This is a genomic window from Rosettibacter firmus (assembly GCF_036860695.1).
Classification (GTDB): Bacteria; Bacteroidota; Ignavibacteria; order Ignavibacteriales; family Melioribacteraceae; genus Rosettibacter; species Rosettibacter firmus.
Window position 1 is genome coordinate 1,185,328 of record NZ_JAYKGJ010000001.1, and the last position, 17,274, is coordinate 1,202,601.

Sequence of the window (17,274 nt, forward strand, 5' to 3'; positions counted from 1 at the left end):
ATTTTATAAAAATATTATTTATAATTACGATTTTTCTTCCCAGATTTGAGCAAGTGTAACTATCATTTTAACAGCAGCTTCCATATCCTGAACAGCAACAAATTCTGTATATGCATGAAAATTATGGCCACCTGCAAATAAATTTGGAGTTGGAAGACCCATGTAACATAATCGCGAACCATCTGTTCCGCCTCGAATTGATGATTTAATTGGTTTTATTCCAAGTCGCTCGAGAGCTTCGACAGCATAAGCTTCAACATGTGGATGTTGATCAAGAATATATTTCATATTTCTATATTGCTCAATAACTTCGAAATTAAATGAAGAATTTGGAAAATACTCTATAGCTTTATTGCATAAATTTTTGAGTAATTCCTCATACTCTTTCAATTTTTGTGCATCAAAATCTCTTATTATAAATTTTATTGTTGTTTGTGTTTCATTCCCATTAATCGAAGTTGGATGTACATAACCTTCTCTTTTTTCTGTTGTCTCGGGAGAAAGTGTATCTTTAGGAAGTAATTCCAGAAACTTTGCTGCAACTTTAATCGAATTAATCATCTTTCCTTTAGCATATCCTGGATGAACATTTTTTCCATTAAATTTTATTACAACAGCATCAGCACTAAAAGTTTCCGTTTCAACTTCTCCTCGCGTACCTCCATCAATTGTATAAGCATACTTAGCACCAAATTTTTTTACATCAAATTTTTCTGTGCCTCTTCCAACTTCTTCATCCGGTGTAAAACATACACGTATTTTACCATGTTTTATCTCAGGATGAGTTATAAGATAATTCATAGCATCAATAATCTCTGCAATACCTGCTTTATCATCAGCTCCTAAGAGAGTTGTACCATCACTTGTAACTATATCATATCCTATCATTTCTTTAAGAACAGGATTACTTTCTACATCTATAACTTTTGTATTATCTCCAGGCAATACAATATTTCCACCCTGATAGTTTTTATGAATAACTGGATTAACATTTTTTCCACTTACTGCTGGAGAAGTATCTACATGAGCAATAAATCCAATTACCGGAACATCTTTTTCTGTATTTGATGGAAGTGTAGCAGTTACATATCCATATTCATCCATTTCAACTTCCTGCATACCAATTTGTTTTAGTTCTTCTACAAGTAATCTCGATAATTCTAATTGTTTGGGATCACTTGGAAATGTTTTGGAATCTTCATCAGATGTTGTTTCTATTTTTACATATTTAAGAAACCGATCCAATACTGTAAACTTATAATTGTTATCAAACATATTTACCTCTATAATGATTTTATTTGTAAATGAAAGTTAATAGAAAATTCAGATGCTTTTCAATTAATTTTTTGTTTTAATAATATTCATGGTTACTGCTGGTAAGTAACATGTTTAACTCTAAAATTAATTGTAAACGGTTATTTGAAAATGTAATTTTGTATATACTTTATTTTCACTAAAATATAAATAGAAATTATAATGAACACAGTTGAACTTATACGAAAAAAAAGAGATGGCAAGCAATTATCGAAAGAAGAAATTGAATATCTTGTAACAAACTTTACAAAAGGAAAAATCCCAGATTATCAATTCTCTGCTTTTTTAATGGCTGCTTTTCTGAAAGGATTGAATAAAAAAGAAACTTCATATCTTACACTTTCGATGTTAAACAGTGGCAAAGTTATTGATTTATCTTCTATTAATGGAAAAAAAATTGATAAACATTCTACAGGTGGAGTTGGCGACAAAACATCATTAATAATTACACCTATTGTAGCTGCTGCAGGAATAAACGTACCGATGATCAGTGGAAGGGGACTTGGACACACAGGTGGTACTCTTGATAAACTTGAATCGATACCGGGTTTTAAAACCAACCTCAACATAAATCAATATAAAAACATAATTAAAAAATGTAATGCAGTAATGATTGGCCAAACCAGAGATATAGCTCCAGCAGATAAATTAATTTATGCTCTGCGAGATGTTACTGCTACAGTTGAATCCATTCCATTAATTACAGCAAGTATAATGAGTAAAAAATTAGCAGAAGGTATTGATGGTTTAGTTCTCGATGTCAAAACTGGCTCTGGAGCTTTTATGAAAAAATATAATGATGCTTTAAGATTAGCCAATTCGCTTATAGAAACTGCAAAATCATTTAATAAAAAAGTAATTGCATTTGTAACTGATATGAATCAACCTTTAGGAAATTATATAGGAAACTGGCTTGAAGTTTATGAATCAATAAAAATTTTGCAGGGTGAAAAAATAGATGATTTACTCGAACTTAGCTTAAATCTTTCTGGTGCTATGATTTATTTAGGAAACAGAGCTTCTTCATTAAACGAAGGAAAAGAGATAGCTCTGGAAATGATTTCGAGTGGCAAAGCATTTAATAAATTTTTAGAAATTGTTAAACTTCAAGGTGGAGATGTATTTTATTTAAAACATCCTGAAAAATATCCGAAAGCAAAATATCATGAGAAAATTTATTCTGAAAAATCTGGTTATGTACAAAGTATAGATACTTATCAATTAGGAATTATTTCTTCTGAACTTGGTGCAGGGAGAATTACTAAAGAAGATAAAATCGATCCAAAAGCTGGAATTATTTTTTATCCCAAAATTGGAAGTAAAATCAAAAAAGGAGAATTAATTGCAGAAATATTTACAGATAGAAAAGAAAATATAGAAGATGCAAAAACAAAAATTTTATCTTCACTCAAATTATCAAATAACAATTTCCCAAAAATTAAACTTATTAAAAAGATTTTGAGTTAATAATTAAAAGTGCTGGAATAAAATGATAACACCAGTAAAAATAAAATTACATCAACAAGATTATCTTGAAATAGAATGGAATAACGGTAAGATCTATAAATATCCATTAAAATTTTTACGTGATGAATCACCAGATGCCGGTAATAAAGGAGAAACAATTTTATGGAAACATTATCCACCTCCATCTCGAGAACCAGATAGACCCGGAAAATACGAAATCGAAAAAATTGAACTTGTTGGTAATTATGCAATTCAAATTACATGGAAAGATGGCCATAATTATGGAATTTATTCGTGGGATTTACTTCTAAAGTATGGAGAATACCTTGAGGTTAGAGACAATCTACATCAAGATCTTGAACATCATCATTAGAAAATAAAAAGCCTGAGTAACAAACTCAGGCTGATAATTAATTATAAACCTAAAATTTTCTTTATGTGATTTTCATACGTAACTTTTGGAACTAAACCTTCGTAGCTTGCAACAATTTTTCCTTCTTTATCAATTACAAAAGTCGTTGGTATTGCTCTAATTCCACCATATTGCATATAAACATTTTGATTCCCATAAACAACAGGGTAATTAATACCTTTCTCTTTAATAAACGGAATAACTTCTGGTTTTGTATCAGTATCTACAGAAACTCCGATTATTTCAACTCCTTTTGAGCCATACTTTTTCTTTATATCAATTAAATCAGGAATTCCTTTTCTACATGGTGGACACCAGGTAGCCCAGAAATCTATTATTACAACTTTACCTCTGTAATCGGATAATCTTAAAACTTTGCCATCGGTAGTTGGTAAAGCAAAATCGGGAGCCAGTACACTATTTCTTTGAGCAGCAGGAACATAGTTTGGTGGATACGGTCCTCTCTCGGGTTCGTTACCACTATTATTTACAACAAACAGTACAAGTATCAAACCAATAAAAAATCCAGTGTAAATCCAGCTACGTTGTTTTTTAGTTAAACCTTTTGGTGCGTTTATTTTTTGCTGTTTCATTTTTCACCCTGTTTTATTCTAATTATATAAATTTAAGCAACGCTCAGTTAAAAATTCATTATATATTACTATTTCTTTTCCAGCAAAGATAAGAACATATTATTCAATTCTTCAACAAAGATATTTATCTCCTCATCAGAAAATCCTTTTTCTTTTGCAGCGGTTTCCAGAGTTCCCCATATTGGTTCGCCACATTGCAGGCATCTTATACCTTTTTCCATTAAATAAGTTACAGATGCTGGAAAAAGTTCTACTAAATCTTCGATATAAATTTCTTTAGTTATTTTTTGATTGTTCATTGTCTTTCTTTTTGTTTGGTAATATCCAGATTAATCCAATTAATGCTCCATATAAAGTTGATATATATGGATTTCCACTTATTGGGCATGCACCATTATAACATCCAATAAAATAATAATAAGCATAACCAAGCAGAGCACCAATTAATACTGGCAAAGATTTTTTTATAATTGTTTTTTTATTCATTATACACTGACAATATTTAATGCTTCTTTAACTTTATCAAGAACCATATATTCTGGAGCTGCTCCTTCGATAAATGTGTTTTCGTTAATAACAGTTCTTGGAACACCACGAACATTATACTTATATGAAAGATGTGGAAATTCTGTTGCTTCAATCATATCACTTTTAATTTTATCATTCAAATAAGCAAATTTATGAGCAGTTATTACAGCCTGTGGACAATATGGACAGGTTGGAGTTACAAATACCTGCATATGAACATCGGCATTAATTTTTTTAACTTCTTCTTCAAAATCTTTTGAAAATCCTGTGTTGCCAGTTCCAATTAATTTTATATCTTCAAGAAGAGAAGCAAATTCATAACCGCTTGGAATTCCATAAAATTTAATTCCATAGTCTTTATCATTTTCATCGAGTAAAACTGTAGCTGGAATTTTATCAACACCATATTTAGCTGCTTCTTCTTTATCAATTACAAAATTTTTTACATCGAGCGAAAGTTTATCTGAAATTTCTACAAGTTCAGAAAGAATTGCTTTTGTTTCTCTGCAATACTGGCATTCAAGTTCTTGAGTAAAGTATACAAGCTTTACATTTTTAGTTAATACCGAAAGCACTTTTTTAAGTTCAGCTTTCAATTGTTCATCTATGTACATTTTTACCTCTTAATTAAATTTTCAAACTATATGATGAAATAATATCAAAAAGGGTTCAAATAAATTTTTACTTTTTGCCTTTTCCCCATTCAAGTACCTCAATTTTTACCTTTGCTAAACCAGCCTCTACAAAATCCAATGCTTTTGCAGCTGCAAGTGAAAGATCGATAATTCTATCATCATATTTAGGCATTCTATCATTTATTCTTAAAATCACTTTTTTATTATTTGAAAGATTTGTAACACGAACAATAGTATTCATTGGATAAACAGGATGTGCTGCAGAAATTTTGTTCATATCATAAATTTCTCCACCATAAGTAATTCTACCATGATATTTATCTGCATAAAAAGATGCTATCCCATAAACAGTCTCGAGAGATGAATAATTTTCATAAGCTGAAAAATCTTCGGAATTTTTTAGTTCTTCGTTTTTGTAATTGTTTGATGTAAATCGTGGTACAGACGAACATCCAGTAAAGATTATTATAATGATTGTGATTATAAATAATCGTAATTTTATCATAAATCAATGAAATAAGTTTGTAAAAGATAATTAAAAATATTTATTGTTATGAATTTTACAATGATAAACTTCTGGAATTATATATTTATTGCTGCAACGGCTGTTTCTGCACTCGGTCTTATTTTTATTATATATTCACGATCAACACATAATATTACTTCCAAATTATTTATTGTTACTTTAACACTGGTAATAGGTTATTTAATTTCTCATACAGTTCATTTTGTTTTGATGCCTTCTCATGATGTAACTTTATTTGATAAATCATGTCATTCTTTTCTTTTAATGATACTTTTATTAATAACTTTCTTAACCTTCAGTTTTCCTTATCCACAAAAAATTGGTATAATCAGTGGTTTGTCGATTATCATTCCTTCTATTATCATAATAATTCTCTTATGGAGCGAGAATTTAATTTATGTATCTTATGCACACAAAGAACATTTTACTGCACATTTTACATCTCTTTATATTTTCTATGTAATCTGGTACTTATTACTCATCATCATAAATATCATTTTGCTTATAATAAAATATAAAAAATACAACGATACAGAAATTAAAAAACAATTACTTCTTTATTTGTTTGGATTAATAATAACAAATACTACTACTTTTGTCTTTGGTATTTTACTTCCCTGGATTCTTGGCTTTTACTATCTCGTAGAAATAAGTCCTCTTGCATTTTTAATTGGTTTTATATTTTTTACATCAATTGCAATTGGCAAATACAATTTACTCCCGGCAACTGCACAAAAAGTTAATGCTCTTAGTTTAAACAAAAAAATATTGTTTGCAGCTCTTGTTCTTATCCCAATTATAATTTTATTAATATTAATTCCCTTAAGCAGAGTATTTTTCAGGATTGATACTTATCATAGTCTCATAAATTTTTTTGTGAACAGCATTTTTATAGGTCTGGCAGTAAGTTTAATTTTATCGTTTATTGTTTCAAGAATAATAACACATCCAATCTCATTGTTAAAAGAAAAAGTATTACAGATTGAAAGTGGTAATTATGATGTAAAGGTTGAAATAAACTCTGCAGATGAAATTGGAGAATTAGCAAATGCTTTCAACAAAATGGCAAATACACTAAATAAACATCGAAATGAATTAATCCAGCGGGAAGAAAGAATCTTAGTACTTTTGAATGCTTTCGAAAAATCTCCTGCTGCAATTGCAATCGTTGATAACAATTTTCAGCTAATAGAAGCAAATGCAAAATTTTTTGATTTAACTGGAACACAAAAAAATATAAATCATAGCCAGAAAATTAATGAGCTTCAATTTCATAATAATCAGGAACTATTTGATCGAATTATAAACGAAGTAAATAATAAAGGCTTTTATTCAGGTGAATTGAAAGTAACAAATAAAGAAGGAAATAAAATTGATTTATTGCTTTCCATTACAAAAATTCTATCTAATAATAACTCAAAAGGTTATTTATTTGTTGAAATAGATATAACAGAAAAAAAGAAAATGGAAGCAGAAATTTCGAGAGCTGAAAAGCTTTCTGTACTCGGAAAAATGTCTGCTATTCTTGCACACGAAATTAAAACTCCACTCACATCCATAAAAATGAATGTTGATATGCTCGCACAATCTTTACAATTAAATCAATACGATAAAGAGTCTTTTGAGATAATTAAAAAAGAAACGAACAGATTAACCAATCTTGTAAAAGAAGTATTGCAATTTTCACGAACATCGGATCTAATGCTTTCAAAAATTAAACTTCATCATTTTATAGACGAAGTATTTCAACTTGCCAGAGCCAATGTTTCCAATAAACAAATTACTTTTACCAATAAAACTGATGATATATACTTGAGAGTAGATCCAGATAAATTCAAGCAAGTTTTATTAAATTTAATCCAAAACTCTATTGATGCAATTGAAACACACGGAAAAATTGAAATAAGCTCAATGCAAAATGAATCATCAGTTTCTATCTATTTTAAAGATGACGGAACTGGAATAAGTGAACCAGAAAAAATTTTTGATCCATTTTTCACTACAAAAAGTTCTGGCACTGGACTTGGCTTATCTGTATCGCAAAGAATAATTGAACAGCACAAAGGTTCATTAAAATTAATTTCATCAAGAAAAGGGGAAACCATATTTGAGATTAATTTACCACTAAACGATTCACAGGATTAATTATGAAAGAAAAAATATTAGTAATAGATGATGATGAATCTATACGTCAGACTTTAACAAACTTTTTAAAGAGACTTAACTATTCCGTCATTACTGCTGAGAATGGTAATGCTGGTTTTGAAATGCTCAAAAAATATTCGCCCGATCTCATCATTTCAGATATCAGAATGCCTGGACTTTCAGGTTTAGAACTTTTAAAGAAAATAAAAGAAGTTGATATAAACTCAAAAGTAATTTTAATTACAGCACACGATGATATTCAAACAACAATTGAATCGATACAGAATGGAGCTTATGATTATTTTGAAAAACCACTCGATGTAGAAAAACTAAAAATTGTTGTACAACGTGCTCTCGAATCAAAATCTTTGAGCGAAAGGATAGAATCTTTTGTAACCGAAGAAGCAGAAGAGTATCAAATTGAAAAAAAGATTATTGGAAAATCACCATTAATGAAAGAAGTTTATAAAAAAATTGGACACGTTTCTAATAATCGTGTTACAGTATTCATCGTAGGTGAAAGTGGAACTGGAAAAGAACTTGTTGCAAAAACAATTCATTACAGTGGAATAACAAAAAATCATCCTTTCGTTGCAGTAAATTGTTCTGCTATTTCAGAAACATTACTTGAAAGCGAACTCTTTGGTCACGAAAAAGGAGCTTTTACTGGAGCCGATAGACTAAAAAAAGGCAAATTCGAACTTGCTGGCGAAGGAACTATTTTTCTTGATGAAATTTCTGAAATGTCGCCCGACTTACAAGCCAAACTTCTCCGTGTTCTTCAAGAAAGAGAATTTGAACGAGTAGGTGGAGAATATAGCATTCCAATGAAGGCACGAATTATTACTGCTACTAACAAAAATATCGAACTGCTTATTAATGAAGGTAAATTTAGAGAAGATTTATTTTTTAGATTAAACGTTGTTACAATAAAACTACCACCATTAAGAGAAAGAAAAGAAGACATCCCTTTGCTTGTTAATTACTTCTTAAATAGAATTAACAAAGAACTTCACAAAAATGTAACAAAAGTTCCAGACGAAGTAATGAAAATGTTAATCGATTATGATTGGATTGGTAATGTTCGTGAACTTGAAAACGTATTAACACAGGCAGTAGTTCTTTCAACAGATAATGTACTCCATCCAGAAAATATTTTATTAAAATATCCTGTTAATAAAAAAGAAGAACATTTACTATCTCTTCAGGAAGTTGAAAAAAAACATATTAAATTGGTACTTGAACATACAAACTGGAATAAACCAGAAGCAGCAAAAATACTTGGTATTTCTCTTCCTACACTTTATGCTAAAATTGAACACTACAATCTTTCCAGAGAAAAATAATTTAATTCAAAAACTCATTTTTCTGAATTCCAATACTGTACACAAGGTTTTAAGATTTTTAAAAATATCTTAAAAAATCTTAAAAATATTCTTCAACAAGAGTTCTTTTTCAATTAAAAAATAGTAATTTCTCATGGCATATTACTTGCAAATACTCCTATCATGAGAAACGAATTATTATATAGTGCTTGTCTTATAATTTATTTACTTATCGTAACTGGTATAATTTTTATACTAATACGAATAACAAAAAAATCAAAGTTGAAATAAAGGTAGATTTATGAAAAATGCTGTAATAACAATTCTAATTTTAATAGCTTTTCATTCTCTTCATGCTCAAACCACAAATACATATCTCGATTCGCTTATATCAGAAGCATTATTAAATAATCCACAATTAAAAGCGGCAAGATTTAAGTATTTAAGTGAAGAGAAAAAAATCAAACAGGTAACTTCCTGGGAAGCTCCACAAATTGGAATAGAATTTTTCCAGATTCCAACTACTTCATTCCCCAATCCACTAAAAAATAATATGGAAATGGATTATTACATTCAGCAAATGATTCCATTTCCTGGAAAATTAAAAGCGATGGGATTATCAGCTGCAAATAATGCAAAGATGAGAGAAGAACAATTTAATGCATTAAAGAACAAAATTATTAGAGATTTAAAAAGTACATTTTATGAACTTTATTTTGTTCAACGAAAAATTGAAATAAATAAAGAAAATCAAGAACTATTAAAACAATTTATCGAGATAGCAAAAAAACAATATGAAGTTGGAATGGGAAAACAGCCAGATATTATACGAGCACAAACTGAGCTTTCATCTTTAATAAATGATGAAATAAATCTTTACAAAGAAAAAAGAGATGTTGAAACAATGCTTAACACAATTTTAAATCGTCCCCCTTATCAACCATTTAATAAAATAGAAAAAATATATGAAGAAATTCCTGAATATAATTACCAGCAATTACTTTCACTTGCATTATCAACCAGACCCGAATTACAGGAAATGAATTATAACATCGAAATGTATAAAAGCGAATTAAAAGCATCCAAACTTGAATTCTATCCAGATATAATGGCAAGAGTAATGTATAAAAATATGATAGATACAAAAAATGATTTCTGGTCTGCAATGGTTGGTGTAAATATTCCCATAGCATTCTGGTCGAAAGATAAATATGGTGGTAAAGTTGAAGAAAATGAGTTGAATATTAAAACAGCAGAAGAACAATATAATTCAATGAAAAACATGATTTCATACGAAGTACAAAATGCAGTTGTAAAATTAGAAACAAACAGAAATTTATATGAATTAAATAAAAACACAGTTGTACCACAGGCTGAACAAACACTTCAATCTACATTAGCAGCATATAAAACTGGGAAAACAGAATTTTTAATGTTAATAGATGCTTATAGAATGCTTTTTATGGCAAAATTAGATTTATATATGAGTGAAATGAATCTAATGCAGGCGGTATCACAGCTTGAACAGGCTGTTGGTTTACCACTAAATAAAATTAAAGAAAGTTTAGAATAGTAAATAAGGGAGAAACCTTGATGAAAAAGAATATTATAACAGCAATTATTTTTCTCATTATAGGATTAGGTATTGGATGGTTTATTTTTAATTCCAGAACAACTACTGAAAAGAAAAGTGAAAGAAAAATACTTTACTACAGAAATCCAATGGATCCGACTCAAACTTCACCTACTCCTAAGAAAGCACCAGATGGAATGGACTACGTTCCTGTCTATGCAGATGAAGAGACTAAAAGTGGAGAAAGAAAAATTGCTTATTACAAAGATCCAATGCATCCCTGGTATACATCGGATAAACCTGGTATTGCACCAGATTGCGGAATGGAATTAGTTCCAGTTTACGAAGGTGAAAGCGATGTCAAGGGAATTAAGATAGATCCTGTTGTTGTACAGAATATTGGCGTACGTGTTGAAACTGTTAAAAAACAAAAACTTCAAAAAATTATTAGAACCACAGCTAAAATAGATTATGATGAAAGAAGAGTTACTGCTGTAACAACAAAAATAATGGGCTGGATAGAAAAACTTTATGTTGATTATACTGGCAAATATGTCTCTAAAGGTCAACCACTTTTTGAAATTTACAGTCCAGAACTTGTAAGTACACAAGAAGAATATCTTCAAGCAATTCGCTATTTAAAGAAAGTTTCTGCACAAGGCTCTAAAGAAGTAATAGAAGGTGCACAGGAATTAGTCAACAGTGCAAAAAGAAGATTACTTTACTGGGACATTTCAGAAAAAGATATAAATGAAATTGAAAAATATAATTCACCTAAAAAAACTCTAACAATTTACTCACCTGTTAATGGCATTGTTGTAGAAAAAATGGTTTATCAAGGTCAACAGGTGATGGCTGGAATGGATTTGTATAAAATTGCAGATTTATCAGTCGTATGGGCAATAGCCGATATTTATCAAATGGATTTACCCTGGATTAAATTAGGTCAAAATGTTGAACTTGAATTATCATATTTACCTGGCAAAAAATATCAGGGCAAAGTTACGTACATATATCCATTCTTGAATGATGAAACCAAAACTGTAAAGGTAAGAACAGAAGTAAGAAATACATCTAACTATGATTTTAAACCAGGAATGTTTGCCACTGTGAAATTTGTTTCGCCTGTTTCAATTAATGCCATTGTTGTTCCTTCGCAAGCAATTATTAGATCTGGAGAAAGAAATATTGCTGTTATTTCATTAGGCGGTGGTTACTTTGAACCAAGAGAAGTTAAATTAGGAGTAGAATCCGAAGGCTTGGTTCAGGTGCTTGAAGGCATACGTGAAGGCGAAAATATTGTAGTTTCTTCTCAGTTCTTAATTGATTCAGAAAGTAATCTCAAAGCAGCAATTCAGCAGATGAGTGGACATGCAGGAATGGATATGAGCAAACCTATGAATGAATCTAAGAAATCAAAAGCAGAAGAAATGGATCATAGTAAAATGAATCATGAAGGAATGGATCATAACAAAATGAATCATGAACAAACGAAGAGTAAGAAAGAAAAAAGTGAAACTTCATCCATAATCAGAAAAGGTGTAATTGACCTTAAATCAATTGATAAGAATAAAGATGGAAAAGTTTTTCAGGATCAAATGGATTGGAATGTAATTTCTGATAAACCAGGCAAATGCCCAATTTGTGGAATGACATTAAAAGAGTCTACTCTGGAAGAAGCAAAAGCAAATTTGATAAAACATGGATTTAAAGTAAAATGAGCAAATATTAATAGTTCTGGAGAGTAAAAATGTTAGAAAAAATTATAGAGTTTTCGATAAGAAATAAATTCCTTGTAATCCTTTCAACAATATTTTTGATTGGATATGGTATATATTCTTTATTGAATACACCAATTGACGCAATACCAGATTTGAGTGATGTTCAGGTAATAATTTATACAGAATATCCAGGTCAATCACCAAGAATAGTAGAAGATCAGGTAACATATCCTTTAACAACTGCAATGGTTTCTGTCCCTGGTTCTAAAGTAGTAAGAGGTTATTCATTCTTTGGCTTTTCATTGGTATATATAATTTTTGAAGATGGTACAGATATTTACTGGGCAAGAAGCAGAGTACTTGAGTATTTAAATTATGCACAGAAAAGACTTCCTAAAAATGTTGTTCCAACATTAGGTCCTGATGCAACTGGTGTTGGATGGGTTTATGAATATAAGCTTACATCAAAGACTAGATCTCTTCAAGAATTACGTTCAATTCAAGATTGGTATCTTAAATATGCATTAACTTCTGTTGAAGGTGTAGCCGAAGTTGCAAGCATTGGTGGTTATGTTAAACAATATCAGGTGACTGTTGACCCTGCAAAGTTACTGGCATATAACATTCCAATTGATATGATAGAAATGGCAATAATGAAATCGAACAATGACGTTGGTGGCGAAGTAATTGAAATGGGCGAAATGGAATTTATGGTACGAGGTCTCGGTTACATAAAATCAATTGAAGATTTAGAAAATATTCCATTAATGGTTGACAAAAAAACAAACACTCCAGTTTATTTAAAAGATGTTGCTGATATAACACTTGGACCTTTAATGAGAAGAGGTCTGGCAGAATCAAACGGCGAAGGTGAGGTAGTCGGTGGTATAATTGTTATGAGATATGGAGATAATGCACTCAAAGTAATTGAAAATGTGAAGAAAAAGATTGAGGAGTTAAAAGCAGGACTTCCACCTGATGTTAAAATAGAACCTGTATATGATCGTTCTGGATTAATTGAAAGAGCTATTGATACTTTAAAAGAAAAATTAATAGAAGAAATATTAATCGTTGCACTTGTATGCATAATATTTTTATTGCATGCAAGAAGTGCTTTTGTAGCAATCTTTACACTACCTACAGCTATTTTAATGTCGTTTATAATAATGCGCTGGCAGGGAATAAATGCAAACATAATGTCACTGGGTGGAATTGCAATAGCCATTGGTGCTATGGTGGATGCAGCAATAATTATGATTGAAAATGCTCACAAACACATTGAACACGAAGCCTTAAAACCACCAGAACAAAGAAGAAATAGATGGCAGTTAATAATTGATGCATCAAAAGAAGTTGGTCCTTCATTATTTTATTCATTACTCGTAATTACTGTATCATTCATCCCGGTATTTACACTCGAAGCTCAAGAAGGAAGATTATTTAAACCACTTGCATTTACAAAAACTTATTCAATGGCAGCTGCCGCAATTTTATCTATAACCATTGTTCCAATATTAATGGGTTACTGGATACGTGGAAAAATAATGCCAGAAGAAAAAAATCCCATCAACAGATTTTTAATTAAAATTTATCACCCGGTTGTAGATTTTGTTATAAAATATAACAAATTCGTTATAGCTGCAGTTATAATAATACTTGCATTAACAATAATTCCATTTAAAAAAATTGGTTCTGAATTTATGCCTCCACTCTACGAAGGCGACTTACTTTATATGCCTACTACTATGCCAGGTATGTCAATAACCAAAGCGAGAGAATTACTTCAACAAACAGATAAAATAATTAAACAATTTCCAGAAGTACATCACGTATTTGGAAAAATTGGAAGAGCCGAAACTGCAACCGATCCTGCTGGTTTGGATATGGTTGAAACTACAATAATGTTAAAACCCGAAAGTGAATGGCGACCTGGAATGACTCCTAAAAAACTGATTGATGAAATGGATCGCGCAATTCAATTTCCTGGGGTTACAAATGCATGGACAATGCCAATTAAGACAAGAGTTGACATGCTAAGTACTGGAATAAAAACTCCAGTTGGAATTAAAATCTCAGGACCCAATTTAGATACCTTGCAAGAAATTGGAAGAGAAGTAGAAGCTGTTATGCGCACTGTGCCCGGAACCTTGAGTGCTTTTGCTGAGAGAGCTGTGGGTGGAAATTATCTTGATATTGAAATCAATAGAAAAGAAGCTGCACGATATGGATTAACTATTGATGATGTTCAAAAAGTAATTCAAACTGCAATGGGTGGAATGGCTATAACAAATACTATTGAAGGTTTAGAAAGGTATACAGTAAATCTTCGTTACAGTAGAGAATTAAGAGATAATATCGAAGCATTAAAAAGAGTTCTTATACCAACTCCAACAGGTGAACAGGTTCCGTTTGGACATCTTGCAACTTTTATAACTCGTAAAGCACCGATGGTAATTAGAAGCGAAGATACACGTCCAAATGCCTGGGTCTATGTTGATATAAAAGATATTGATATTGGTACTTATGTACAAAATGCTCAGAAGATTGTGTCAGAAAAAATTAAACTGCCTGCTGGTTATAATATTACCTGGAGCGGTGAATATGAATATATGTTAAGAGCTCAACAGAAATTGATGATTGTTATACCTATGACTTTATTTATCATTTTCGTAATTATCTATCTAAATACACGCTCACTCACAAAAGTAGCAATTGTTTTCCTTGCTGTTCCTTTCTCACTGGTTGGAACATTCTGGTTGCTTTATTTACTGGGTTACAATTTAAGTATTGCCGTCTGGGTTGGTATAATAGCTCTTGCAGGTTTAGACGCAGAAACTGGAGTAGTAATGTTACTTTATCTTGACATTGCATTGAAAGAATGGAAAGAAAAAGGATTACTTACGGGATTAAAAGGATTAAAAGAAGCCATTCATCATGGTGCTGTAAAACGTGTTAGACCAAAAATTATGACTGCTTCAGTTATAATTGCAGGACTTATTCCAATTATGTGGAGTCATGGAACAGGGGCAGATGTAATGAAACGTATCGCAGCTCCTATGCTTGGTGGTGTTGTTACTTCTGTATTAATGGAATTGGCTGTTTATCCGGTGATTTATTACCTGTGGAGATCATGGGAAATGAAGAGAGAAGCCAAGAAAAAAGGAATTGCATTAGAATCTTAAATAAGGAATGAAAATGAAAATTGTAATGTTGGGAATCTTTTTAATAGCATTGTTTTTAGTTGTACTGAAGATAAAAAGCATGATAAATAAAAATAAATCTTGCCATTAAATTCTGGAGAATAAAATGAAATCTAAACTATTATTCTTATTAGCAATTCCAGTTTTATTGGGTAATATTTATGCACAACCTAAAGCAGTTTTTAAACCTATGAGTTACGATTTCGGTAATATTGTGCAGGATTCTGTAGTCGAAAAAATATTTGTTATTACAAACGAAGGCAACGATACACTTAAAATCCACGATATCAAAGTATCCTGCGGATGTACTGCAGCAGTTATTGGAAAAAAAGAACTTGCTCCTTCCATCTCAACCGAAATTAAAGTTACATTTGATTCAAAAGGGAGATTGGGTAAGCAAAATAAAATTATATCTGTTTATACAAACGATCCTGATAATAGTGTTATAAGATTAACTTTAAAAGGGAATGTTCTAAAAAAATAAAACCAAACTAAAAAAGGAGTTAAAGATGAAAGCAATAAAAATTTTCACAAATATGTTCTTGGTTGTAATGTTTCTAACTAGTGTGGTACTGGCTCAAGAAAAAAAAGATTCAACTAAAGAAGACCACAAAATGATGAAACATGATATAATGAGAGATTCATCTAAGCAACATAAAATGCACGATATGAAGATGATGAAAGATTCAACTCATCAAAAGATGAAGAACAAAAAAGAAATGATGGACAAAAAGAAATCACCTCTTATAAGAGAAGGAGAAATTGACTTAGAAGCTATTGATGAAAACAAGGATGGTAAAGTTTTTCAGGATCAAATGGATTTTAATGTTATCTCTGATAAACCTGGCGAATGCCCGGTATGCGGTATGAAATTAAAAGAGGTTACTCTTGAAAAAGCAAAAGAAAATTTGCTCGAACATGGATTTAAGGTTAAGTAATAAATCTGGCGGTGATTCCAGAAAAATTATTTGGGTCACCGCCTTTAATTAATAAATGCTGCTATCTTTTTAAGAAGAATTGTTTTCTAATTATGAATACAATGTTTAGAGAAGATATGTCCTGAAAAAGCTGGCAGCATAGATAACATAAATATGAGGTAATTTATGAAATGTAATCGATGCGGAGCTGAGAATAATGATGCAAATAAATTTTGTACGAATTGCGGGAATGAATTAATTCATGAAAATAACCCACAGGAAATTATTTGTGAATCATGTGGTGCAAAAAACAAACCAGAAAATAATTATTGTATTTTGTGTGGAGAGCGTCTTAGATCAACTGTGAGTTCAAATGTTACTAAACTAAATTTACAAAGGCAATATCATGATAATAGAAAGAAGAATAAAAAGAGAAGTAATAACCTATCTACTGCTCAAAACAAAAATTATCCACAAGCAAAAAAGATTGAACTAAGACCTTTTTTGATTACTGCAGTTGTTATAATTGTTTCTTATATCACAGTTACATTAATCAACAACCGGGAAAATACAAATACTATAGTCCCTACCACAGAAATTAAAAGTACAAATCCTGCTGTCGAAGCAATTGTTTATGAAATTGCATCAAAGTTTGTTTGCTCGTGTGGTTCATGTAATGAAGAATCTCTTGAAAAATGTACATGTCCACGTGCAGTTGAAGAGCGACAGTTTATTCGAGATTATGTTGAAAAGAATGGGCAACAGAAAAATATTGTAGTTGCTTTAGCAAATAGATACGGTTATCTGAAATCGGAATATGCTAAAGATTATAAAGTAGATGCTTCTAAAATATGGCAAAGTGATGCTTCAAATTCTTTTTCAAATTCAAAAGGTATTATCAAATAAATTAATGATGGG

The 17,274-nt window shown here is 30.6% G+C and carries 16 protein-coding genes; 10 read left to right on the forward strand and 6 right to left on the reverse strand.

Features of this window, described 5'->3' with window-relative positions; all coding sequences use genetic code 11:
* Window positions 1-24: 24 nt before the first annotated feature.
* Window positions 25-1,275, reverse strand: a complete 1,251-nt coding sequence (pepT, locus tag VJY38_RS05050) for a peptidase T (protein WP_353679578.1) — start codon at window positions 1,273-1,275, stop codon at window positions 25-27.
* Window positions 1,276-1,476: 201 nt separating this feature from the next.
* On the opposite strand from pepT, the gene VJY38_RS05055 reads away from it, so the two are divergent.
* Together VJY38_RS05055 and VJY38_RS05060 are read left to right on the forward strand one after the other, a co-directional pair.
* Window positions 1,477-2,781, forward strand: coding sequence for a thymidine phosphorylase (locus tag VJY38_RS05055; RefSeq protein ID WP_353679579.1), 1,305 nt, complete (start codon window positions 1,477-1,479; stop codon window positions 2,779-2,781).
* Window positions 2,782-2,803: 22 nt separating this feature from the next.
* Window positions 2,804-3,154, forward strand: a complete 351-nt coding sequence (locus tag VJY38_RS05060) for a gamma-butyrobetaine hydroxylase family protein (protein ID WP_353679580.1) — start codon at window positions 2,804-2,806, stop codon at window positions 3,152-3,154.
* Window positions 3,155-3,195: 41 nt separating this feature from the next.
* On the opposite strand, the gene VJY38_RS05065 is transcribed toward VJY38_RS05060, so the two are convergent.
* From VJY38_RS05065 to VJY38_RS05085, 5 genes are all read right to left on the reverse strand, one after another.
* Window positions 3,196-3,786 (reverse strand): peroxiredoxin family protein, encoded by a 591-nt coding sequence (locus VJY38_RS05065; protein ID WP_353679581.1) that lies wholly within the window; start codon window positions 3,784-3,786, stop codon window positions 3,196-3,198.
* A 68-nt stretch (window positions 3,787-3,854) separates the two neighbouring features.
* Entirely contained in the window at window positions 3,855-4,085 is a 231-nt protein-coding gene (locus VJY38_RS05070; protein ID WP_353679582.1) for a DUF1858 domain-containing protein, read from the reverse strand.
* Window positions 4,063-4,272, reverse strand: a complete 210-nt coding sequence (locus VJY38_RS05075; protein WP_353679583.1) for a DUF6132 family protein — start codon at window positions 4,270-4,272, stop codon at window positions 4,063-4,065. Before VJY38_RS05075 ends, VJY38_RS05070 begins: the two co-directional genes overlap by 23 nt.
* Window positions 4,272-4,928: a protein disulfide oxidoreductase gene (pdo, locus tag VJY38_RS05080; RefSeq protein ID WP_353679584.1), complete on the reverse strand. Its 657-nt coding sequence runs from the start codon at window positions 4,926-4,928 to the stop codon at window positions 4,272-4,274. Before pdo ends, VJY38_RS05075 begins: the two co-directional genes overlap by 1 nt.
* Window positions 4,929-4,995: 67 nt before the next feature.
* The gene (locus VJY38_RS05085) at window positions 4,996-5,454 is read right to left on the reverse strand and encodes a septal ring lytic transglycosylase RlpA family protein (protein ID WP_353679585.1); all 459 of its coding nucleotides are present in this window, start codon (window positions 5,452-5,454) and stop codon (window positions 4,996-4,998) included.
* A 60-nt stretch (window positions 5,455-5,514) separates the two neighbouring features.
* Between VJY38_RS05085 and VJY38_RS05090 the strand changes: the two genes are divergently transcribed.
* The 8 genes from VJY38_RS05090 (at window position 5,515) to VJY38_RS05125 (ending at window position 17,262) form a co-directional block, all read left to right on the forward strand.
* Complete coding sequence (locus VJY38_RS05090) at window positions 5,515-7,620, forward strand: sensor histidine kinase (RefSeq protein ID WP_353679586.1); 2,106 nt, start codon at window positions 5,515-5,517, stop codon at window positions 7,618-7,620.
* A 2-nt stretch (window positions 7,621-7,622) separates the two neighbouring features.
* Window positions 7,623-8,966, forward strand: a complete 1,344-nt coding sequence (locus tag VJY38_RS05095) for a sigma-54-dependent transcriptional regulator (RefSeq protein WP_353679587.1) — start codon at window positions 7,623-7,625, stop codon at window positions 8,964-8,966.
* 280 nt (window positions 8,967-9,246) lie between these two features.
* Window positions 9,247-10,518: a TolC family protein gene (locus VJY38_RS05100; RefSeq protein ID WP_353679588.1), complete on the forward strand. Its 1,272-nt coding sequence runs from the start codon at window positions 9,247-9,249 to the stop codon at window positions 10,516-10,518.
* A gap of 20 nt (window positions 10,519-10,538) precedes the next feature.
* Entirely contained in the window at window positions 10,539-12,239 is a 1,701-nt protein-coding gene (locus VJY38_RS05105) for an efflux RND transporter periplasmic adaptor subunit (RefSeq protein WP_353679589.1), read from the forward strand.
* A 29-nt stretch (window positions 12,240-12,268) separates the two neighbouring features.
* The gene (locus tag VJY38_RS05110) at window positions 12,269-15,421 is read left to right on the forward strand and encodes an efflux RND transporter permease subunit (protein WP_353679590.1); all 3,153 of its coding nucleotides are present in this window, start codon (window positions 12,269-12,271) and stop codon (window positions 15,419-15,421) included.
* A gap of 124 nt (window positions 15,422-15,545) precedes the next feature.
* On the forward strand, window positions 15,546-15,923 hold the full coding sequence (locus VJY38_RS05115) for a DUF1573 domain-containing protein (protein ID WP_353679591.1): 378 nt from the start codon (window positions 15,546-15,548) through the stop codon (window positions 15,921-15,923).
* Between the two features lie 25 nt (window positions 15,924-15,948).
* On the forward strand, window positions 15,949-16,377 hold the full coding sequence (locus VJY38_RS05120) for a heavy metal-binding domain-containing protein (RefSeq protein WP_353679592.1): 429 nt from the start codon (window positions 15,949-15,951) through the stop codon (window positions 16,375-16,377).
* 165 nt (window positions 16,378-16,542) lie between these two features.
* Window positions 16,543-17,262, forward strand: coding sequence for a zinc-ribbon domain-containing protein (locus VJY38_RS05125; protein ID WP_353679593.1), 720 nt, complete (start codon window positions 16,543-16,545; stop codon window positions 17,260-17,262).
* The last annotated feature ends 12 nt before the right edge of the window (window positions 17,263-17,274 follow it).